Annotated in this window: 17 protein-coding genes; 12 read left to right on the top strand and 5 right to left on the bottom strand. The window is 32.3% G+C overall.

Going from position 1 to position 21529, the window contains the following annotated elements:
• Positions 1-29: 29 nt before the first annotated feature.
• From ABD940_RS19440 to ABD940_RS19425, 4 genes are read left to right on the top strand one after another with little or no spacing between them, the layout of a single operon-like run.
• Positions 30-695 carry a polysaccharide deacetylase family protein gene (locus ABD940_RS19440; protein ID WP_345207890.1) on the top strand — a complete coding sequence of 222 codons (666 nt, stop codon included), beginning with the start codon at positions 30-32 and terminating at the stop codon, positions 693-695.
• 29 nt (positions 696-724) lie between these two features.
• Positions 725-1474: a glycosyltransferase family 2 protein gene (locus ABD940_RS19435; protein WP_345207625.1), complete on the top strand. Its 750-nt coding sequence runs from the start codon at positions 725-727 to the stop codon at positions 1472-1474.
• A gap of 4 nt (positions 1475-1478) precedes the next feature.
• Positions 1479-2462 (top strand): WaaS/CpsH family glycosyltransferase, encoded by a 984-nt coding sequence (locus ABD940_RS19430; RefSeq protein WP_345207623.1) that lies wholly within the window; start codon positions 1479-1481, stop codon positions 2460-2462.
• Positions 2459-3397 (top strand): glycosyltransferase family 2 protein, encoded by a 939-nt coding sequence (locus ABD940_RS19425; RefSeq protein WP_345207621.1) that lies wholly within the window; start codon positions 2459-2461, stop codon positions 3395-3397. Before ABD940_RS19430 ends, ABD940_RS19425 begins: the two co-directional genes overlap by 4 nt.
• Before the next feature lie 2 nt (positions 3398-3399).
• Here the strand turns inward: ABD940_RS19425 and ABD940_RS19420 are convergent, their stop codons facing one another.
• Positions 3400-4662 (bottom strand): glycosyltransferase family 4 protein, encoded by a 1263-nt coding sequence (locus ABD940_RS19420; RefSeq protein WP_345207619.1) that lies wholly within the window; start codon positions 4660-4662, stop codon positions 3400-3402.
• 122 nt (positions 4663-4784) lie between these two features.
• On the opposite strand from ABD940_RS19420, the gene gmd reads away from it, so the two are divergent.
• Positions 4785-5819: a GDP-mannose 4,6-dehydratase gene (gmd, locus tag ABD940_RS19415; protein ID WP_345207617.1), complete on the top strand. Its 1035-nt coding sequence runs from the start codon at positions 4785-4787 to the stop codon at positions 5817-5819.
• Positions 5803-6699 carry a GDP-mannose 4,6-dehydratase gene (locus ABD940_RS19410; protein ID WP_345207615.1) on the top strand — a complete coding sequence of 299 codons (897 nt, stop codon included), beginning with the start codon at positions 5803-5805 and terminating at the stop codon, positions 6697-6699. The genes gmd and ABD940_RS19410 overlap by 17 nt, the downstream gene beginning before the upstream one ends.
• A 2-nt stretch (positions 6700-6701) precedes the next feature.
• Here ABD940_RS19410 and ABD940_RS19405 read toward each other — a convergent pair whose 3' ends face one another.
• Entirely contained in the window at positions 6702-7514 is an 813-nt protein-coding gene (locus tag ABD940_RS19405) for a class I SAM-dependent methyltransferase (RefSeq protein ID WP_345207613.1), read from the bottom strand.
• Entirely contained in the window at positions 7504-8379 is an 876-nt protein-coding gene (locus ABD940_RS19400) for a hypothetical protein (RefSeq protein ID WP_345207611.1), read from the bottom strand. Before ABD940_RS19400 ends, ABD940_RS19405 begins: the two co-directional genes overlap by 11 nt.
• A gap of 271 nt (positions 8380-8650) precedes the next feature.
• On the opposite strand from ABD940_RS19400, the gene ABD940_RS19395 reads away from it, so the two are divergent.
• Positions 8651-8866: a hypothetical protein gene (locus ABD940_RS19395; RefSeq protein WP_345207609.1), complete on the top strand. Its 216-nt coding sequence runs from the start codon at positions 8651-8653 to the stop codon at positions 8864-8866.
• A gap of 16 nt (positions 8867-8882) precedes the next feature.
• On the opposite strand, the gene ABD940_RS19390 is transcribed toward ABD940_RS19395, so the two are convergent.
• Entirely contained in the window at positions 8883-9227 is a 345-nt protein-coding gene (locus ABD940_RS19390; RefSeq protein ID WP_345207607.1) for a phosphomannose isomerase type II C-terminal cupin domain, read from the bottom strand.
• Positions 9228-9348: 121 nt separating this feature from the next.
• On the opposite strand from ABD940_RS19390, the gene gltX reads away from it, so the two are divergent.
• Positions 9349-10854: a glutamate--tRNA ligase gene (gltX, locus tag ABD940_RS19385; protein ID WP_345207605.1), complete on the top strand. Its 1506-nt coding sequence runs from the start codon at positions 9349-9351 to the stop codon at positions 10852-10854.
• Positions 10855-10903: 49 nt separating this feature from the next.
• Complete coding sequence (locus ABD940_RS19380) at positions 10904-11860, top strand: acetyl-CoA carboxylase carboxyltransferase subunit alpha (protein ID WP_345207603.1); 957 nt, start codon at positions 10904-10906, stop codon at positions 11858-11860.
• A gap of 57 nt (positions 11861-11917) precedes the next feature.
• Here the strand turns inward: ABD940_RS19380 and ABD940_RS19375 are convergent, their stop codons facing one another.
• On the bottom strand, positions 11918-12622 hold the full coding sequence (locus tag ABD940_RS19375; protein ID WP_345207601.1) for a DUF6759 domain-containing protein: 705 nt from the start codon (positions 12620-12622) through the stop codon (positions 11918-11920).
• Positions 12623-12767: 145 nt separating this feature from the next.
• On the opposite strand from ABD940_RS19375, the gene tsf reads away from it, so the two are divergent.
• The 3 genes from tsf (at position 12768) to ABD940_RS19360 (ending at position 21455) form a co-directional block, all read left to right on the top strand.
• A complete protein-coding gene (tsf, locus tag ABD940_RS19370) occupies positions 12768-13592 on the top strand; it encodes a translation elongation factor Ts (RefSeq protein ID WP_345207599.1) in 825 nt (274 codons plus the stop codon).
• A gap of 191 nt (positions 13593-13783) precedes the next feature.
• Positions 13784-17875: a T9SS type B sorting domain-containing protein gene (locus tag ABD940_RS19365; protein ID WP_345207596.1), complete on the top strand. Its 4092-nt coding sequence runs from the start codon at positions 13784-13786 to the stop codon at positions 17873-17875.
• A gap of 220 nt (positions 17876-18095) precedes the next feature.
• Positions 18096-21455 (top strand): T9SS type B sorting domain-containing protein, encoded by a 3360-nt coding sequence (locus ABD940_RS19360; RefSeq protein WP_345207594.1) that lies wholly within the window; start codon positions 18096-18098, stop codon positions 21453-21455.
• Positions 21456-21529: the final 74 nt, after the last annotated feature.

Raw genomic sequence — 21529 nt, 5'->3', positions numbered from 1 at the left:
TTCTTCCTAAAAATAGACTCATTATTTTGATGTATCATCGTGTGGAAAAAGAAACTCAAGAAGATCTTACAATAAGTCTAAAAAATCTTGAACAGCAATTCAAATATTTAAAAGAAAACAATTATTCTTCTAAATTTTTTTCCGAAATAGATACTCCTTCAAAGAAAAGTATTATCCTTACTTTTGACGATGGATATAAAAACAATTTTGATTATTTACCGCCGTTACTGGAAAAATATAGTTTAAAGGCAACAATATTTATTCCTACAAAATTTATTCAAGAAGGTTATAAAGACTATGAATTAATGACTTTTGAAGACATTAGAAATTTAAATAAAAAATATTTTGAGATAGCTCTTCACAGCCATGCTCACGAAAATTTCAGAGATATTTCCACAAATCACATAGAGGATGACCTAAGAAATAATATGCAGATTCTTGATAACGAAAACATTACCTACTCAAAAATTTTGGCATATCCTTATGGAAAATATTCTAAGAACAACCCCGAAAAGAGTAATGTTTTTAACATTCTGAAGAATTTGGATTTAAAATATGCTGTAAGAATCGGAAATAAAATAAATTTTTTCCCTACAAAAAAACCTTACGAGCTTTGCAGAATAGATATAAAAGGCAAAAATTCGTTAATTATCTTCAAATTAAAACTTATCTTTGGTAGATTAAAACTTTTCTAGAAGAAAATACTTCCGATACAAATAAGTTTATGATGGATATAAGTGGTTTGATTATCACATTTAATGAAGAAAAAAACATTCGGGAGGTGCTTGAATGTTTCGATTTTTGCGATGAAATAGTCGTTATAGATTCTTTTAGCACTGATAAAACACTGGAAATTGCAGCAAGCTTTCCAAATGTAAAAATAGTTCAGAACAAATTCGAGGATTTTACAAAACAAAGAAATGTGGCTTTAGACAATGCCAAAAATGATTGGGTGCTATTTTTAGACGGAGATGAAAGAATCACTCCCGAATTGAGGAAAGAAATTATTAATGAGCTTAGTAAATCTAAGCAAAAAGATGCCTATTATTTTTATAGAAAATTCTTTTTTGCCAATAAACCAATTAATTTTTCCGGAACTCAGTCTGATAAAAATTTCAGACTTTTCAAAAAATCTAAAGCGAGATATATTACAGGTAAAAAAGTACATGAAACTTTGGAAGTAAAGGGGAAAATTGGTATCTTAAAAAATAAATTACTTCATTATTCCGTTACAGATTATGAGTCTTATAGGAAGAAAATGATTCATTATGGAGTCTTAAAAGGGCAGGAATTGGCTGCGAAAGGAAAAAAATTCAGTATATTACATCAGTATATAAAAACAGTTTTGAAATTTTTTAAGGCATACATTTTGCGTTTAGGTATTCTTGACGGAAAAGAAGGATATCAACTTTCTTATCTCCAATCATTAAGCGTTTTTGAAACCTATAAATCATTAAAAAAAGAGCAAAATTAGTTGGATGAAAATTTGTGTAATCAGTTTCGATTTTTGGGGGTATGACCAGCATATTGTAGAATCATTATGTGCGCAAGGGATCAATGCTCACCACATTAAAATAGGAGATGTCACACATTCTAATTTTAGTGAAAGAGCGACGAATGCGATTAGCAAAATTTTCCTTAATAAAAATCTGAAAACAGAAAAAAGACAAAAATTTGTTTTAGATTCCCTTGAAAATTTAGGATATCAAGATCAAATTTTGGTGCTAAATCCGGATACTTTTGATATATCAACATTACAACAAATACGCAAATATTCTGATCGTCTTATTACTTATCTTTATGATAGTCTTGACAGGTTTCCTGTGGATAGAAAAAAACTGGAACTTTTTGATAAAATTTTCTCATTTGACATTGAGGACGTAAAAAAATATAATTTCGAAAAATTAACAAATTATATTTATTTGCCTCACATTCCATGCGAGAAACAGCAGCCTAAGATGGATCTTTTTTATATCACATCATATGACAATAAAAGAGTTACTTTTATTAAACTACTTACAAAAAGGTTGTTTGAATTAAATTTAAAGTTTCAGATTATCGTTATAGGAAAAAAGGGATGGAAACACCAACTTAAAAATATTTTAATTAAAGTTCCTGAAAACCTTCAAATTATTTTCAGCATAAAAAAAATATGCCATTCAAAACTTCCAGAATATTATAAAAATTCCAAAGCATTACTGGATCTTACTCGGGAAAACCAATATGGGTTGAGTTTCAGAGTATTTGAGGCAATGGCTTTAGAGAAAAAAATTATTACTGATAATGAGTTTATTAAAAACTATGATTTTTACAATCCCAATAATATTTTGATTTTAAACGAAACCTGCAGCAATCTTGACAAGTCTTTTTTTGAAACATCTTACCAAAAAATTCCAGAAGAAATCTATTACCGATATACTTTGGACCATTGGGTAAATATTATTTTTAATTTAAATGTATGACAACTTCAGTAGCTTTATGTACTTATAATGGTGGAAAATTTCTAAAGCAACAGATTGATTCAATTTTAAGCCAAACCCTGAAAGTAAACGAAATAATAGTCTGTGATGATGGATCTACTGATTCTACTGTTGAAATCCTAAATACCTATAAGAAGCAATATCCCGATATTTTTAAAATTTATATTAACGAAAAAAACCTTAGAAGTGCAAAAAATTTCGAAAAAGCCATTTCCCTCTGCAATAACGATATAATATTTTTAAGTGATCAGGATGATGTTTGGGCTTCAGAGAAAGTAAAAACATATTGTGAATTTATGAGGAATCATCCTAATATATCTGTTTTATGTTCAAATGGTTTTATCATAGATGATCAAAATAAAAAACTTGAAAAGTATACGATTTGGGATATTCCAGGATTTTTCAAAGAAAAAAAGGAGTCCGTGAACTATTATGAAACCATTGCATTTACATCAAATATTGCAACAGGAGCAAGTATGTCGATAAAAAGAGAATTTATTCCTAATATTTTACCAATTCCAGAGATTACCGGATTTCATCATGATGAATGGATTGCCTTAATAGCTGCATCCAAAGCGCAATTTGAAATTTTGGATGATAAACTCTTCAGTTACAGATTTCATGAAAACCAACAAGTAGGAGGTGTTTTCGTTGAAAAAAACAATGCAGACAAAAAGAAGCTCTTAGAAAAATTTTACAGTGATGAATATTCTAAAACTTCAAAAACAAAATTATCCTTTTTAAAACGTCTTAAAAGAAGAGAAAAAAAATTAAAAGAAGTATATACCTCAACCAATAACAAAATATTTAGTGATCTTTTAATAGCAATAGATTTGAAAAGAAATGAAATTACAAGAGAGCTAAAATCTCATAATTTCATTCTTTTCTTATTTTATAAAATTTTAGGAAAAATTTAATATTATTTCTTATTTTTTCTATTTCTAAAGTACAATTTTATATTATAAATAAACATTACCAATTTACTTTTCTTAAGAATATATAATTCGTGCTTCATTTTTTCATTATCAATAAATAAATTGATCAGTTCATTCTTTATAGGATTAGGCTCAAAAATCTTGATAATATTATGTACTCTGTTATCTACAAGATCTCCTATTTTTTTAACAGAAAAGTCAGTAAGAATTGTCTCCTGCCCTTTCAATGCTTTATTTTTTATAATCTCAGAATTTTCCTTTACAAGTCTCATAAGTTCAGCAGCATGATCTACATTTGGTTCAGACCAAACAGTATTGCTATCATAATTAATAATTGACGAGCCTATTTTTGCCTTTTTGAAATCAACTAAAAAACTATTTTCATCATTCATAAACTCAAGATTTCCTGAATAGTTTGTTGCAATTACAGGTTTACCAAAAAACATAGCTTCTGCCATTGTAAGTCCGAAACCTTCTGATCGATGTAAAGAAACATACGCATCACAACCTCTGATAATCTTATACAAAGTTTGCTTATCATATATTTTTTCCACAATTTTTATATTTTGAAATCCACTTACATAGGATTCAAGCAGTTCTCTTTCTTTTACGAACCTTGTTGATTTTGAAGTTTTAATAGTAAGAGATACACTTTTATCATTTTTACCAAAAGCCTTTTCAAATGCATTGATTAAATTAAGAGTATTTTTTCTTTCCAGCGTACTATTGTAATCAAACATGAAAAAGAAATTAAAGGAATTTTTATCATAAAAACTCTCTGCTTCTTCATCTTTTTTATCATCCACGTCAATTTCAATAGGATAGGGAATTACATTTACCGGAATATCACAATAATTAGCCAGAATATCTTTACAATACTGAGCTGGAACCCATATTTCATCATAAAAATTCAAATTATCTACATATTCCTTCGGAATATATTCTGATTCCCAATTGAGATAAAAAATATTATATTTATTTTTAAAAAAATGTTCTGGATAATGTGCCAGTATTTTTTTTCCTTCAGAAGGTCCTAATAAAACTAGATTTATAGGATGTATAGCATCATTACTATAATCTTTGAATGTGTCATCTTCATGCCGGTGATTAGTTTTAATGTCATAATTGATTAATGAAACAGGAACTTCAGCCTTGTTTAATGCTTTTATAATTAGTCTTACAGCTTCACCTAAACCAAACTCGCCTCCTATAAAGCCAAATACATTTACTCCTAATTTTTTTTCCATAATGAAATCTATGCTTTTTTCTTCTTTAAAATAAATATTTGGATACAAAGATAATCGTTTTTGTATATTTGGTTCTGTGTTTATTAAAAAAACGTAAATTTGCAAATTGTTAACTAGTCTATATGAAAAAAGCAATTATAACAGGGATTACAGGTCAAGATGGAGCTTATCTATCTCAATTATTATTAGAAAAAGGATATGAAGTATTCGGAACTTACAGAAGATCAAGCTCAATGAACTTTTGGAGAATTGAAGAACTTGGTATTCAGGATAATCCCAATTTACATTTGTTAGAATATGATCTGAATGATCAGACAAGTAATATAAGACTAATTGATAAAGTACAGCCGGACGAAATCTACAATTTAGCAGCTCAGAGTTTTGTAGGGGTTTCTTTTGATCAACCTCTTTCAACAGCTCAAACTACAGGAATTGGCGCTTTACACTTATTGGAAGCAATAAGAATTATTAATCCTAAAATAAAATTCTATCAGGCAAGTACTTCTGAAATGTTCGGAAAAGTACAGCATGTTCCTCAAACTGAAGATACTCCTTTCTACCCTAGAAGTCCTTATGGTTTTTCGAAATTATTTGCACACTGGGCTACTATTAATTATAGAGAAAGTTACGACATATTCGGAGTAAGCGGAATCTTATTCAATCATGAATCTCCGTTGAGAGGAAGAGAATTTGTAACCAGAAAAATTACTGATGCTGTTGCTAAAATTTCTTTAAAAAAACAAAGCATTTTAGAATTAGGAAATTTAGATGCTCAAAGAGATTGGGGATATGCAAAAGAATATGTGGAAGGAATGTACAAAATGCTTCAGTATGAACATGCTGAAACTTTCGTATTGGCAACAAATAAAACTTTTACAGTAAGAACTTTTGTTGAGCTTTCTTTCAAACAAATCGGTATTGATCTTATTTGGAAAGGTACTGGTGTTGACGAAAAAGGATATAATAAAGCTACTAATGAATTATTAGTTGCTATCAACCCAAATTATTTCAGACCTGCAGAAGTGGAATTATTAATCGGAGATGCCAAAAAAGCTAACGAATTGCTTGACTGGGTTCCTCAAACCACTTTGGATGAATTGTGTTCTATCATGGTAACTGCTGATCTGAAAAGAAATGAAAATGGATTCTCTTTCTAATAAAGTTTTGATTACCGGGATCAATGGATTTACCGGAAAATATCTTTCAGATCATTTTACAACTCAAGGTTATGAGGTTTTCGGAATTGTTAATAATAACAACAATTCCGAAAAAAATATTTTTTCCTGCAACTTGTTGGAAAAAGATAAATTATCACAGATTATCAACCAATTACAACCAAATATAGTTATTCATTTGGCCGCAATATCTTTTGTGGGACATCCTAATATTGAAGATTTCTATAGTGTAAATGTGATTGGAACGCAAAATCTACTGGAAGCAATTAAAAATAATAGCTCAGCAAATACTAAAAAAGTAATTTTAGCAAGCAGCGCTACTGTTTATGGAAATCAGGATCATTATGAGCTTTCGGAAACAATGTGTCCTAATCCTAATAATCATTACGGAATAAGCAAACTGGCGATGGAACAGGTTGCAAAAAACTATTTTGATTTCTTACCGATCATCATAACACGCCCATTTAATTACACAGCTCCAGGACAAGATATTAATTTCGTAATTCCTAAGATAACAAAAGCTTTTAAAGAGAGAAGCGAAACACTAGAACTTGGAAACATCAATGTTTTCAGGGAATATAATTCTATTGATTTTGTAACGGAATGTTATTATAAACTGGCAGTAAGTGAATATAAATCTGAAATAGTGAATATCTGCTCCGGAAAAACACATTCTCTGGAAGAAGTCCTTAAGTTATCTTCAAAAATCACCAATCATAAAGTGGAAGTCCTGATAAACCCAAATTTCGTCAGAAAAAATGAAATTTTTAAGTTATCAGGAGATCCTGCTAAATTGTATAAAATGATTGATCTTGGAAATAAAAAATTTGAATTGCAAGATACCCTCAATTTATTTCTATAAATCTATGAATTAAGAATTTTTTTAATTTTCAGATAGTCTCTTGTCTGGTATGATTCTCTCGAGATTTTGAACATCTTCTTATATTTTTTCTTTTTCAGACCGAAAAAGGATTTTTTAACATCGATGTCATTCAGAGCGTATTCTATCTGATCTTCCGTAAAGGTTTTGGTCGTATAAATATGCAAATTGCCTTTTCTATAATACTTCTTATTGAATTTTTCTGCAATAATCTGTAAAGATTTTTCGGAATAAAAGGCAATATGTTGACCTGTTTCCTGCGAAATATAAACCCAGTTTTCAATATCTTCTACTTTATCCGGAACTACTTCCGTAGAAAAAATAAGATGATCAGAATATTGTAAAATACCTTCAATTTCTTCAAGTGGTTTTGGCAAATGTTCGAATACTTCAAAAGCTGTTACAACATCAAATTTTTTAATATCTGTATCTTTTATATCAAAATAATCTGCAAAAAGGTTTTCACAATAAACATCCTGTCTGTAAAAATCATACCCAATATCTCTCATGGATCTTGCAAAAAGACCATAACCACCTGCATAATCCAAAAAGACTTTTCCTTCGCTGTAGCAAGCATCAATTATTCTTGAAACATTTTTTATTAAAAAAGAGTTTCTTATCAATATTCCAATATCTAATGATGTGATTGCATTATTATAAGCTTCTTCAAGCCAAAAAGGCTCATCAGTCTGCATAAAACCACAGTTTGAACATTGATGATAATTTACCTGATATTTACATAAAACAGTTTTCTCGAAAATCTTATGAGAAGGTTGTTGACAGATTTTACACTCCATCCGATAAAATTATCAATTTTTCTTTAGACGAAAAAATATAAATTACAATATAACAAATTGACAGTAATATGATATTATAATAATAATTACCAAATGCTTGTTTTGATAATATAAATATGGAAAACAAAACCAAAATAAAATATTTTATCAATAGAAATGGTGTATAGTTTTTATTTTTATAAAACATAAAATAAATAACTCCCAATACAGCTAAAATCAAATAATCGGCAAATTTAGAAATATTATTTCCTTTATTAAATAAATAACCTGTTATTGAAAGAGCATCGTATCTTGGATTAGAATTTTTAAAGTATTCTATACTATATAATAAACTTTTGACATCAATAATCGAAAAAGGAAGGAAACATATAAAAAATACAAAACCTGTGAGGAAGGTATATTTAAAATATTCAACAACAGAAAATTCTTTATGAAAATATAAAATAACTAAAGGAAATAATGGCAAAAAATAAAGCTTCATCGACATAATAACTCCTAAAAAAATAAAACTGAAAATTTTCTTTTTATAAAGAACCGAAACAAAAAACAGACAGAAAAAAGGAAAAGACAGGCTGTCAATCCAAGCATATTTTACCATGTAAAAAGTATATGGACATGTAAAAACCAATAGGAGACTTAAACCTAAAATCTTTAAATCTCTCTTTAGACCTAAATACAAAATCAGACAACCGCTAAGAAGATAAAATATATTACCAAAACGAATATCTCCAAAAAAAGCCTGAAAAGGAGTTAATAAATATATATTAATCGGCCAGTAAACTAATTTTATATCCTGTTTTTTATACACATAATCATAAGTCCCTTTATAAATATCCATATACACTCTTTCATAAGGATTTTTCAATTGAGTTATATCATTTATTGACTGTTTTAGAATTTTAAACAGATCAATAAAAGGATCCGGATATAAAAAAGGAATAGTAAAAACTAACAGAATAAAAATAATCAGATATACATTTCTAAAAATTTTAATCTTCTTGTGGAAACCGAACAACAGAATTATTCCGTTTAAGACAAGAAGAATTATTTTTAAATTAAACCCTATATAATTTTTTAATGTCAGAAAAAATTGACTCTCATTTTCTACTTTTCCAGTAAGAAATACAAAAATATTAATGAGACAAAAGAATAAAATCAATTTCGTTAAGGAGAAATTTTCAGGTAAAGAGAACTTAGTTTTTGAAAAGGAAAATCCTACAAAAAATAAAATAAATACTAAAATAGGTAAAAAGCTTAGCTTTATATTTGCTCCTATAAATAAAGATAACAATACTCCTAAAATAAAATATCCATATATAAATACAGATATTTTATTTAGATTGTTAATATAGTTTTTAAGAAAACTCATTAATTTCTATCATAGTCATCCTCTATTCTCACAATATCATCCTCACCAAAATAAGTTCCCGTCTGAACTTCGATGAAAACAACAGGCTTATCCGAAAGATTCATCATTCTGTGTCTTGCGCCTAATGGAATAAAAATGCTTTCGCCATATTTTAGATTGATCTCTTTATCATCCAAAACTACAGTAGCATCACCTTCAATAATTGTCCATTGCTCTTGTCTTTTATGGTGATATTGGTAAGATAATTTCTGACCTGGGTTTACTTCAATTCTTTTCAATTTATAATTTGGTTCGTCTGCCAAAACAAAATATTTTCCCCAAGGTCTTTCGCCTATTTCTAACATATGATATTCTTTATAATTTATACAAAAGTAAATATTCAAATTAAAAAAGCAAGCAACCTGAACATTAATCATTCTTAAAACGTATAATTTTAAGTAAATTTGCATCAAAATTTAAATTGATATGGAGAAAGTAAGAGTACGTTTTGCTCCAAGTCCTACCGGACCTTTGCATTTGGGAGGCGTAAGAACCGCATTATATGATTATCTTTTTGCTAAAAATCAAGGAGGTGAATTTGTATTGAGAATCGAAGATACAGACACTGCAAGATATGTGGAAGGTGCAGAAGATTATATCGAAGAAGCCCTTGAATGGTGCGGAATTATTGCGGATGAAAGCCCTAAAAAAGGAGGAAAATTTGCTCCATACAGACAATCAGAAAGAAGAGACATTTACGACAGATATACAGAGCAGATTTTAAAAACAGATTATGCCTATATTGCTTTTGATACAGCCGAAGAACTAGATATTATTCGTGCTGAATATGAAGCGAAGGGTGATGTTTTCTCCTACGACAACAAAACAAGAAACCGTTTAAGAAACAGTATTGCACTTTCTGAAGAAGAAGTTCAAAAATTATTGGATGAAAAAACTCTGTATGTTGTAAGATTCAAAATGCCAATCGACAGAACTTTAAATCTTGTAGATATCATCAGAGGAAATTCTTCGGTGAATACCAATACCTTAGATGACAAAGTTTTAGTAAAAAACGACGGAATGCCGACTTATCATTTCGCCAACATCATAGATGACCACGAAATGGAAATTTCTCACGTGATTCGTGGAGAAGAATGGTTGCCTTCTTTAGGTTTACATACGTTATTATATGAAGCAATGGGTTGGCAAGCACCTCAGTTTGCACACCTTTCATTGATTTTAAAACCTGAAGGAAAAGGAAAATTGAGCAAAAGAGACGGCGATAAATTCGGATTTCCAGTATTTCCATTAAACTTTACAGATCCTGCGACAGGAAATGTTTCTAAAGGTTACAGAGAAAGCGGATATCTTCCGGAAGCGTTCATCAATATGGTGGCACTTTTAGGTTGGTCTCCTGCAGATGATAAAGAAATTTTATCTTTAGATGAAATGGCGAAAGAATTTGATTTAAATAAAGTTCATAAAGCCGGAGCAAGATTCAGTAAAGAAAAATCTGAGTGGTTCAATCATCAGTATATTCAGAAAACATCTGACGAAGAATTGCTTACAATTTTAAAGAATTCTGATTTAGATTTAAATATCGAAGATGAAAAATTAGTAAAGATTATTCATCTGATGAAGGAAAGAGCAACGTTCCCGAAAGACATCTACGAAAACGGAAAATTTTTCTTCGAAGCCCCAACTTCTTATGATGAAAAAGCATCAAAAAAAGCTTGGAACGATGAAACATCTGCAGTTTTAGGAGAATTAGTCACAAATCTAGAGGGTACTGATTTTAATGCTGAAAATTTAAAGCAAATTGTTCACGATTTCGCCGAAAATAAAGGATTGGGAATGGGCAAAGTAATGATGCCGTTGCGTTTAGCATTAGTTGGAGAATTGAAGGGACCAGATGTTCCAGACATCATGGAACTTCTTGGAAAAGAGGAAACTACCTCCAGAATAAGCAATGCTATAAACAATTTTAAATAAAATTACCATAATTTTTCATACATTTGAAAGATTTAATTTACTTCAAGAAATGGAATATTTAAGTTTCGAACTTCCTATAAAAGAATTAATGGATCAATACCAAACTTGTTCTTTAGTAGGAGAAGAAAGTGGTGTTGATGTAAAATTAGCATGCAGCCAGATAGAGGATAAAATCATAGAAAAGAAAAAAGAAATCTATGGAAATCTTACTCCTTGGCAGAGAGTACAACTATCCCGTCATCCGGATCGTCCTTACACAATAGACTATATCAACGGAATGGTGGATAAAGGTAGTTTCTTAGAGCTTCACGGAGACAGAAATTTCGCTGATGATCCTGCAATGATTGGTGGTTTAGCCACTCTTGACGGGCAAAAAGTAATGATCATCGGAACTCAGAAAGGAAGAACAACTAAAGAAAGACAACACAGAAGATTCGGAATGCCGAATCCTGAAGGATATAGAAAAGCTTTAAGACTAATGAAGCTTGCTGAAAAGTTCAAAATTCCTGTTGTAACTTTGGTTGATACACCGGGAGCTTATCCAGGTTTGGAAGCTGAAGAAAGAGGACAAGGTGAAGCGATTGCAAGAAACATTTTCGAAATGGTGCAGCTTAAAACTCCGATCTTTACTTACATCATTGGTGAAGGAGCAAGTGGTGGCGCATTAGGAATTGGTGTTGGTAACAAAGTATATATGTTGGAAAACACTTGGTATACTGTAATTGCACCTGAAAGCTGCTCTTCAATCCTTTGGAGAAACTGGGATCACAAAGAAGATGCAGCCAATGCATTGAACCTTACTCCGAAAGATGCTTTAAGAGAAAAATTCATTGACGGAATCGTGGAAGAACCTCTTGGAGGAGCTCATTATGACCCGGAAACAACGTATTTAAATTTGAAGAATTCGATATTACAAAATATTAAAGCGTTCTCAAAATTCACAGGACAGGAACTTGAAACCCAAAGACAAGATAAATTCATTGCAATGGGTCAGTTTAAAGGATAAAAATAAAAAGCGGTTAAGAAATTTCTTAACCGCTTTTTTTATGTAATTTTTAATATTTTAATCATCACTTACATTCAGTTCGATCTCAATGTCTTTAGTAATTTTCTTTAGCGATGAATATTTCGCATCACAAACCATTGTCGTCAAGATATACTCCCCTTTTTCTACCATCAAAAAGTTCTGTCCTTTTGCAGGAACATCAAGATTGTAATATTTTTTACCGTTGATTTTTACGATTAAATTACACTTAGATTTATTTTTGATATTAATGTAAGCTTCTTTGTCCATCGGATCATTATTGAAAAGGTGCGTCAACATTGCGGCAGTTTTTTTACCTTGCTCATTCGATCCCGTTGATTTTTTGCTTGATCCTGCTGCACTTGCATAATTAACGGTTCTTTCCGGTGCTGCCGCTGCATTTGCTGCAATAGTTTTAGAATTATTCAGGCTGTTATTATCCAAAACCATCTGTCTGATTTTATCTTCGCTTACCGCTTTAATTGTCGGTTTTGCTTCCAGAGAATTACCCGCTGTAATAATTGTGATCAGTTTTCTTTTAAAATAATCCGTCTTGGCATGACCGGGATTTTGCTTTAAAAAACCAGCAACTACTCTGGCTTCTGTTGTCGTTTCAGCATCACTTTCTGTGTAAATGATGGTTGTTTCTTTTTCTACAATGCCTTTGGATTTCGTTTTCTTCTTTTTCTGCGAGAACCCAAGAGTGAAAATACATAAAAATATAAGGAGAAATATTTTTTTCATTAATTAACCATTTAAAAATTTATTTAAATATACAAATAACGCAAAAAGTCATTTTTTAGTTTATCATTAAAATCATTATCTTTGCACAGCTTTAAAATTAAGCTAAAAATTAATACTAATCTAAAATAAAAAAATAATAGATATTATGTCTTATACACCAGCTGCTGCAGACGTAGCAAAATTGAGAAACCAAACAGGTGCAGGTATGATGGACTGCAAAAAAGCTTTAGTTGAAGCTGAAGGAGATTTCGAAAAAGCGGTAGATATCCTTAGAAAAAAAGGACAGAAAGTTGCTGCTAACAGAGCTGACAGAGAATCTACTGAAGGTGCAGTTATTGCTAGAGTAAACGAGGATAACACTTTAGGTGCTATTATCTCTTTAAACTGTGAGACTGACTTCGTTGGTAAAAACGAGGCTTTCATCGAGCTAGCTTACGAATTGGCTGAAATGGCAATCTTTGCTGCTACTAAAGAAGAATTATTGGCTACAGATTTCCACGGAATCACTGTTGCTGAAAAATTAATCGAGCAAACAGGTGTTATCGGTGAAAAAATCGAGATCGGTACATTCGAAAGAATCGAGGGTCCTTATTTAGGAGCTTACATCCACGCTGGAAACAAAATTGCTGCTATCACTGCTCTTTCTGCTAAAGTAGAAGGTTCTGACGAAGTCGCTAAATCTGTTTCTATGCAAGCTGCTGCAATGAACCCAATCGCTCTTGACGAAACTTCTGTTTCTCAGGAAACTATCGATAAAGAATTAGAAATCGAAAGACACAAGCTTGTAGAAGAAGGTAAGCCTGCAAACATTATCGACAATATCTTGAAAGGTAAAATGCAGAGATTCTACAAAGACAACACTTTGGTACACCAAGATTTCATCAAAGACAGCTCTATTTCAGTTGCTGACTATGTGAAGTCTGTAAACGGAGATCTTAAAGTAACAGGATTTGTAAGAGTAAGCTTATAATCTTTTTAGATTTAAAATATTAATCCCGGTGATTTTATCATCGGGATTTTTTATTTCACAAATATGGAATTCACGAAATATTAACTGATTATTAAATATTTAGCAATTAACGTTTTTACACAGATCCATAATATAAAACACTGTAGAAATTAATTATTAATGCTTAGATTTGCAGCCCTTTATTACTAGACATGAAAAAATTTCTACTAATCGTATGCACTTTTTTTTGCATAATTGCTAATGCTCAGTTAGATACAGAACACTGGTTTGCACCAATGTCTGCAAGTTCTCTTCAGGGAACTCCGGAATGTTATTTATACCTTTCGACCAACGAAACGACTCCTTTTTCCGTACAGATTTACAATAATAATACAGTATATTCTACGGTACAGGTAAGTAAAGGTAATCCCGTACAAGTGACGATCCCTAATAATTTTATGATCGCTTCTACTCTGTCGAATCTTTTTGTACAAAGAACAATGGGATTATATGTAAAAGGTACTAAAAAATTCTTTGCAAATTTTAGATTTGCCGTTCCCAACCAAGCTGAAATCATCACTTCAAAAGGATTGGCAGGAATTGGTAAAAACTTTTTCGTGGGAGTAGCTCCAAACACGACAGCAAAACCTTATGTAAATTCTACGATTGGTTTCATTGCAACCGAAGATAATACAACTGTAACATTATCTGGATATAACCCAAACGTTATTTTCTCTGACGGTACTTCTACTCCATCAAGAACTTTTACAATCAACAAAGGTAAATCGTATATAATTGAAGCTCAAAGCGACTTATCTTCCAGCAACTTAACCGGATTAGTAGGAGCAAAAATCACTGCCAACAAACCTATTTCAGTAACCAACGGAAACTTTAACAGTATCTATACCACACAAAATAACAGTAATGTTGATATATTAATGGATCAGGCTGTTCCTGTGGAAAGATTAGGCAAAAACTTTGTGATGGTAAAAGGAAACGGTCCTTCCAATTCAGGAATGGAAGCCGCGTTAGTAATTGCTACAGAAAACAATACAAAACTTACTGTTAACGGGACTCTTTTAGGAAGTGTCACTTTAAATGCAGGGCAATATTATATCATACAAGGTACAAATTACATTAATCAAGGAGGCAGCGGTCATTATAATATGAGTATTTCCGCGACAAATAATGTCTATGTATATCAACTTCTTGCCGGAACTTCCGGAAGTACAGTTTACGCGACAGGTGGAATGAATTTTATACCTCCATTAAGCTGTTTTTTACCTAAAGAAATTAATGAGATCGGATTTATTAATAAAATCGGAAGTTCATCTTTCGATACTAAACTTAATATTATCACTCAAGCAGGTGCAACCGTAACATTTAACGGAGGAGCGATAACAACCGCCAATGGACCTTATCCTGTAACTGGAAATCCAAACTGGGTAAGTTATTCCATTCCAAATGTGACAGGAAATATCACTGTAAATTCTACACTTCCTGTAACCGCAGGAATTGCGGCAGGAAATGGCGCTGTAGGTTATGGTGGATATTTTGCAGGGTTCTCTTCTGTTCCGGCAATTACAAAAACGGGAGACTGTTATGCCGGAATTCTTTTACAGGTTGATAATAATTACGATGCTTATCAGTGGTTTTTAAATGGAACTCCTATTTCGGGAGCAACCTCTTATTCGATTAATCCGGAATTGTATGGAGCGGGAGATTATACTTGTTTAATTACAAAAAACAATTGTGAAACAAGATTGACAACTCCTTACAATTATACTTTATGTCCTCCGATTTCTACAACAACTTTTAATATCGGATCTTGTAATACAAAAGTAATTACACCTGCATTTACAAGTTCTACTCAGACCATTGTTCCTTCACTTACAAGTATTATTTCAGCTCCGACTTCAGGAACTGCAACAGTGAATTCTACGGGACAGATTACTTACACACCGAATCCTGCAACAGTGAATACAACAGATTCATTCATCTATTACGTTCAGGGAAATGGAAATCCGTTTGATTTTGAATATTTTAAAATAATCATTAATACAAATGTTCTTCAGGTTAATAATGGAACTTTATCATCTTGCGCAGGAACAAGCGGAAACGGAACTTATAATCTTACCTCGGTAAATGTTTCTTCAGATCCAGGAACTACGATTACCTATTTTACCAATTCAAATTTAACGGGACAGATTACAAATCCTACAACATATTCCGGACCTGCGGGAACTATTTATGCTAATGTAACTTCTCAGTATGGATGTTCAAAAACAGCTCAGATTACGTTGACTGTAAATCCAGCTCCGAATGTGAATAACACTTCTTTAGCTTCTTGTGCGGGAACAGGCGGAAATGGGACTTACAACCTTACTTCAGCAAACGTTTCTTCAGATCCAGGAATTACAGTTACTTATTTTACCAATTCAAATTTGACTGGACAGATTACAAATCCTGCAACTTATTCGGGACCTGCAGGAATTATTTATGCTAATGTAACTTCAGCGGCAGGATGTTCAAAAATGGCTCAAATCACATTAACTGTAAATCCAGCGCCGAATGTGAATAATGCTTCTTTAGCATCTTGTGCGGGAGCAAGTGGAAACGGAACTTATAATCTTACTTTAGCGAATGTTTCTTCAGATCCAGGAATTACTGTTACCTATTTTACCAATTCAAATTTAACCGGACAGATTACAAATCCTGCTACTTATTCAGGACCTGCGGGAATTATTTATGCTAATGTAACTTCAACGGCGGGATGTTCAAAAACAGCTCAGATCACATTAACTGTAAATCCAGCGCCTAATGTGAATAATGCTTCTTTAGCATCTTGCGCAGGAACAGGCGGAAACGGAACTTACAATCTTACTTTGGCAAATGTTTCTTCAGATACAGGAATTACTATTACTTATTTTACCAATTCAAATTTAACAGGACAAATTACAAATCCTACAACGTATTCGGGACCTGCGGGAATTATTTATGCTAATGTAACTTCAGCGGCGGGATGTTCAAAGACAGCTCAGATCACATTAACAACTACTCCTTCTCCGAATATCAACACAAGTAATTACAATGCTAATCTTTGTGATGATAATTTAGATGGAATCATTAATGTAAATTTTTCAACTATCACTCCTCAAATTGTTACTAATTCGGCAAACTTTAATGTCAGATATTATTTAAATCAAACAGATGCCAATGCTGGAAATAATAATACTTTGCCTGTCAACTGGACATATACTGGAAACACAACAGTTTATGTAAGAGTAGATGCCATTTCAGGAAGCTGTCCTGCTGTATTTGGTCAGATTAATTTTAAGATCGGAAACAAAATTACTTTATTAACAAATACAGTAAATGTAGATGTTTGTGATAATGATCTTAACGGTTCTGAAAACATAATTCTTAGTGATTATAAAAATTTATTTACAACCAATCCCGCCATTACTGTAACATTCCATGCTACTTTAGCAGATGCTCAAAATGGGACAAATACAATTTCGCCAAATCAGACAATTACTGCTCCAAAAACTTTTTATGTAAGATTTGTAAGCGGAACAGAATGTCCAAATACAGGAATTATTAATTTAATATTAAAAACGCCTAAGAAATCAACCACATTAAATGATAAGGTTGTTTGTTCTACAGAAAAAGTTCTATTGGATGCCGGAGCAGAATTCACCTCTTATAAATGGAGTACAGGAGCAACATCTCAAACGATTCTTGCAGGCGCAGGAAGTTATTATGTTGATTTAGGTTTCAATGGCTGTGTTTATCGTCAGTATGTAAATGTGACAACAGCACAAGCTCCGATTATTACCAGCATTAACGTAACAGGAACAACTGCAACTGTAAATGTTACAGGCGGAACTCCTCCTTATCAATATTCATTAAATGGATTTGATTATCAGACTTCAAATACTTTTACCAATCTAACAAGAGGTCTTCATTCTGTGTATGTTTTGGGAAGAGACGGATGCTTACCTGTCATTAAAGAATTTTTAGTTTTGAATCTTGTAAATGCCATCACACCAAATGGTGACGGAATAAACGATATGTTAAATTATTCAGACTTAAGGATAAAACAAGATGTATCAATAGAAATTTCAGATAGATACGGAGCATCTGTTTATAAGTCTGAAGGTAAAACTTACACTTGGGATGGAAAATCCGGAGGCAGAACTCTTCCTACAGGAACGTATTGGTATATTTTGAAATGGATAGAACCTGATACAAAATTACCCGTTTCACATTCCGGTTGGATATTAATTAAAAACCGAGAATAATTTCTTCATAATCTTATAATCTTATAATCTTTTTAGATTTAAAAATATCAATCCCAGTGACAAAATCATTGGGATTTTTTATTTATTAATTATGAGATCGTTCAAAACATTAAAAAAATATTAAATATTCAATAATATTCAACATTATAGAAATTCCTTATCGAATTTTATGTAAAAAATTGATTTTTAATACTTACATTTGCATCCCTTATTGAGAAATATGAAAAAACTTCTACTAACCTTTTGTACTTTTCTTTGTTTATTATTCAATGCACAGCTTGATACAGATCATTGGTTTGCTCCGATGGCTTCAAAATCAGGAATTGGAAACCTTGAAGGATATTTATATTTATCCACAAATGAAACTACTCCTTTTAATGTGCAGATATATAATAACAATACACTTTATACGACAGTTCAGGTTAGTAAAGGGAACCCGGCTCAGGTTACTATTCCTAATTATTTTTTAATTACAAGTAATCAGCCAGATCTTTTCACGCCCAATTCGATGGGAGTATATCTAAAAGGCACAAAAAAATTCTTTGCCAATTATAGATTTTCAGTACCAAGTCATGCCGAAATTATAACTTCAAAAGGATTGGCTGGTCTGGGAAGAACTTTTTATGTGGGACTAGCTCCAATAACAGGTGCGGCAAGCTATGTAAACTCTACCATAGGAGTAACAGCAACAGTAGACAATACTACAGTTGTGGTTTCAGGTTACAATCCAAATGTAGTTTTTTCAGACGGAACATCAAGTCCGACTAAAACTTTCACCTTGAATAAAGGACAATCTTATATTATGGATGTCCTAAGTACAGATTCCGGCTATAATCTTGATGGGCTGATTGGCGCTAAAATTCAGGCAAGCCAACCGGTTTCAGTAACAAATGGAAACTGTAACGGTATTTATACCAATCTAAATTTCACCAACAATGATATCTTAATGGATCAGGCTGTGCCTATCGATAGATTAGGTAAAGACTTTGTTGTAGTAAAAGGAAACGGAACGGTAACGTCCGAAATGGAAACAGCTTTAATTGTTGCAACCCAGAATGATACCAGAATTACCATCAACGGAATACCCAGCGGAATCACTTTGAATGAGGGGCAATATTATATGGTTCCAAGTAGTAATTATATACAACATGGAACCGGAGACAATTATAACATGAGTATTTCGGCTAATAATAATATTTATGTTTATCAATTATTAGCAGGAGTCTCCGGTGCGACAGGTGCTAATGAATATGCAACGGGAGGAATGAACTTTATTCCACCTTTAAGCTGTTTTATGCCTAATAAAGTTGATGAAATTGGCTTTATAAATAAAATTGGTAGCCAGATTTTTAATACAAGATTAAATATCATTACACAAACAGGAGCAACCGTTACATTAAACGGAAATCCAATTGCAACAGCAAACGGACCTTATCCTGTGAACGGAAATCCGAACTGGGTAACTTACACAGTTCCAAACGTAACGGGCACAATCACTGTAAATTCTACAAAATCTGTAACCGCAGGTATTGCAGCAGGAAGTGGAGCCGTTGGCTTTGGAGGATATTTTGCCGGTTTCTCATCGGTTCCTGTGATTTCAAAAACAGGAGACTGTTATACGGGGATTTTATTACAGGTAGATAATTCTTACGATTCTTATCAGTGGTACCTTAATGGAAGTACTATTCCGGGAGCAACTTCATATTCTATTAATCCTGAATTATATGGATCAGGAGTTTATACATGCTCCGTTTCGAAAAGCGGTTGTGGATCGTTACTTACAGACAATTACTACTACACAGCATGTCCGCCAATAACAACTACTACTTATAATATCGGATCATGTGGCACAAAAGTGATCACTCCTGCATTTACGAGTTCTACACAAACAATTGTTCCTGCCAATACAAACATTGTTTCCGCACCAACTTCGGGAACGGCAACTGTAGATCCTATAACAGGACAAATTACTTATACTCCGAATGCCGGACTTACAGCTGATACAACAGATTCATTTATTTATTATATTGAAGGAAATGGAAGTCCTGCCAATTTTGAATATTTTAAAATCATTATCAATATTGATGTTTTAAAAACTACTAATGGATCTTTAGCATCTTGTGCAGATACAAGCGGAAATGGAACTTACAATCTTACTTCTGTAAGTGTGACACCAGATTCCGGAACAACAGTTCAGTATTTTACCAACTCTGCATTGACAGGAACTCCAATCGCAGCTCCAGCAACTTATAATGGACCTGCAGGAACAATCTATGCTAATGTAACTTCTCAATATGGATGTACAAAAGTTGCTCAGATTACTTTAACGACTACTCCACTTCCAAATATTAACACAAGTAATTATAATGCTACACTTTGTGATGATAATTTCGATGGAATTGTAAATGTTAATTTTCCAAGTATCACTCCTGTGATCGTAACAAATGCAGCCAATTTTAATGTAAGATATTATCTGCTTCAAGCCGATGCCAATGCTGGAAATACAAATAATCTGCCTGCAAACTGGACATACACAGCCAACACAACGATTTATGTAAGAGTAGATCCTCTTACCGGAAATTGTCCGCCTGCATTTGGTCAGATTAATTTTAAAATAGGAAACAGAATTACATTACTTACCACAAATACAACGACTGATGTCTGCGATAATGACATTAGCGGTTCTGAAGGGGTAAATTTAAATGACTATAAAAACCTTTTCACAACAAACCCTGCTGTTACTTTAACATTTCATGCTTCTTTAGCAAATGCACAGGCGGGAACAAATGCTATTTCGTCTTTTGCAACAGTTACTGCAACGGGAACATTTTATATAAGATTTACCAGCGCTACAGAATGTCCGAATGTTGGAACAATAACAGTTAATGTAAAAACTCCAAAAAAATCAGACAGACTAATTGATAAAATTGTTTGTCTTGATGAAAACACGACTTTAGATGCAGGACCAGGATTTACTTCATACTTGTGGAGTACAGGAGCGACGACACAGACAGTTAATGTTGGTGCAGGAAGTTATTATGTAGATTTAGGATTTAATGGTTGTGTTTACCGTCAATCTGTAAATGTTACTACAGCGCCAACTCCTAAAATTACAAAAATTGAAGTTTCAGGTTATAATGCAACTGTATCTGCTTCAGGAGGAACGCCTCCTTATCAATATTCACTAAACGGAATTGATTATCAGTCTTCTAACGTTTTCACAGGACTATCAAGAGGAGTTCATAATGTGTACGTGAGAGGAGCAGACGGATGTTCTCCTACTACAACAGAATTTTTAGTCCTAAATCTGATTAATGCAATCACTCCGAATGGTGATGGGCTCAACGATGTATTGGATTATTCTGATTTAAGAATCAAACAAAATGTATCTATTGAGGTGGTAGACCGATATGGTGCAATAGTTCATAGATCTTCTGATAAAAATTATGTTTGGAACGGGAAAATCAATGGAGCTCCATTACCTACCGGAACGTATTGGTATTTATTGAGATGGAACGAACCTGATACTAAATTACCAGTTTCATACTCAGGATGGCTATTAATTAAAAATCGTGAATAAAATTTAATATTTTCTTTACATTTTATTAACAATATTTCAGATATTATTTTAAATTTGTAGAAATCATAAATCAT

The sequence above is a fragment of the Chryseobacterium ginsengisoli genome (genome assembly GCF_039542325.1).
In the GTDB taxonomy this organism is placed as follows: Bacteria; Bacteroidota; Bacteroidia; order Flavobacteriales; family Weeksellaceae; genus Chryseobacterium; species Chryseobacterium ginsengisoli.
Note: the sequence above shows the minus strand (reverse complement) of the source record. Positions and strands in the feature narration are given on the sequence as shown.

Excerpts from the sequence above, each read along its gene's own strand:
- ABD940_RS19420 (WP_345207619.1), bottom strand. The coding sequence starts at position 4,662 with ATGGAAAAAAAATTAGGAGTAAATGTATTTGGCTTTATAGGAGGCGAG.
- ABD940_RS19375 (WP_345207601.1), bottom strand. The coding sequence starts at position 12,622 with ATGAAAAAAATATTTCTCCTTATATTTTTATGTATTTTCACTCTTGGG.
- ABD940_RS19425 (WP_345207621.1), top strand. The coding sequence starts at position 2,459 with ATGACAACTTCAGTAGCTTTATGTACTTATAATGGTGGAAAATTTCTA.
- ABD940_RS19430 (WP_345207623.1), top strand. The coding sequence starts at position 1,479 with ATGAAAATTTGTGTAATCAGTTTCGATTTTTGGGGGTATGACCAGCAT.
- ABD940_RS19360 (WP_345207594.1), top strand. The coding sequence starts at position 18,096 with ATGAAAAAACTTCTACTAACCTTTTGTACTTTTCTTTGTTTATTATTC.
- ABD940_RS19380 (WP_345207603.1), top strand. The coding sequence starts at position 10,904 with ATGGAATATTTAAGTTTCGAACTTCCTATAAAAGAATTAATGGATCAA.
- tsf (WP_345207599.1), top strand. The coding sequence starts at position 12,768 with ATGTCTTATACACCAGCTGCTGCAGACGTAGCAAAATTGAGAAACCAA.
- ABD940_RS19405 (WP_345207613.1), bottom strand. The coding sequence starts at position 7,514 with ATGGAGTGTAAAATCTGTCAACAACCTTCTCATAAGATTTTCGAGAAA.
- ABD940_RS19435 (WP_345207625.1), top strand. The coding sequence starts at position 725 with ATGATGGATATAAGTGGTTTGATTATCACATTTAATGAAGAAAAAAAC.
- ABD940_RS19365 (WP_345207596.1), top strand. The coding sequence starts at position 13,784 with ATGAAAAAATTTCTACTAATCGTATGCACTTTTTTTTGCATAATTGCT.
- ABD940_RS19390 (WP_345207607.1), bottom strand. The coding sequence starts at position 9,227 with ATGTTAGAAATAGGCGAAAGACCTTGGGGAAAATATTTTGTTTTGGCA.
- ABD940_RS19395 (WP_345207609.1), top strand. The coding sequence starts at position 8,651 with ATGAGACAAAAGAATAAAATCAATTTCGTTAAGGAGAAATTTTCAGGT.
- gmd (WP_345207617.1), top strand. The coding sequence starts at position 4,785 with ATGAAAAAAGCAATTATAACAGGGATTACAGGTCAAGATGGAGCTTAT.
- ABD940_RS19410 (WP_345207615.1), top strand. The coding sequence starts at position 5,803 with ATGGATTCTCTTTCTAATAAAGTTTTGATTACCGGGATCAATGGATTT.
- gltX (WP_345207605.1), top strand. The coding sequence starts at position 9,349 with ATGGAGAAAGTAAGAGTACGTTTTGCTCCAAGTCCTACCGGACCTTTG.
- ABD940_RS19440 (WP_345207890.1), top strand. The coding sequence starts at position 30 with ATGTATCATCGTGTGGAAAAAGAAACTCAAGAAGATCTTACAATAAGT.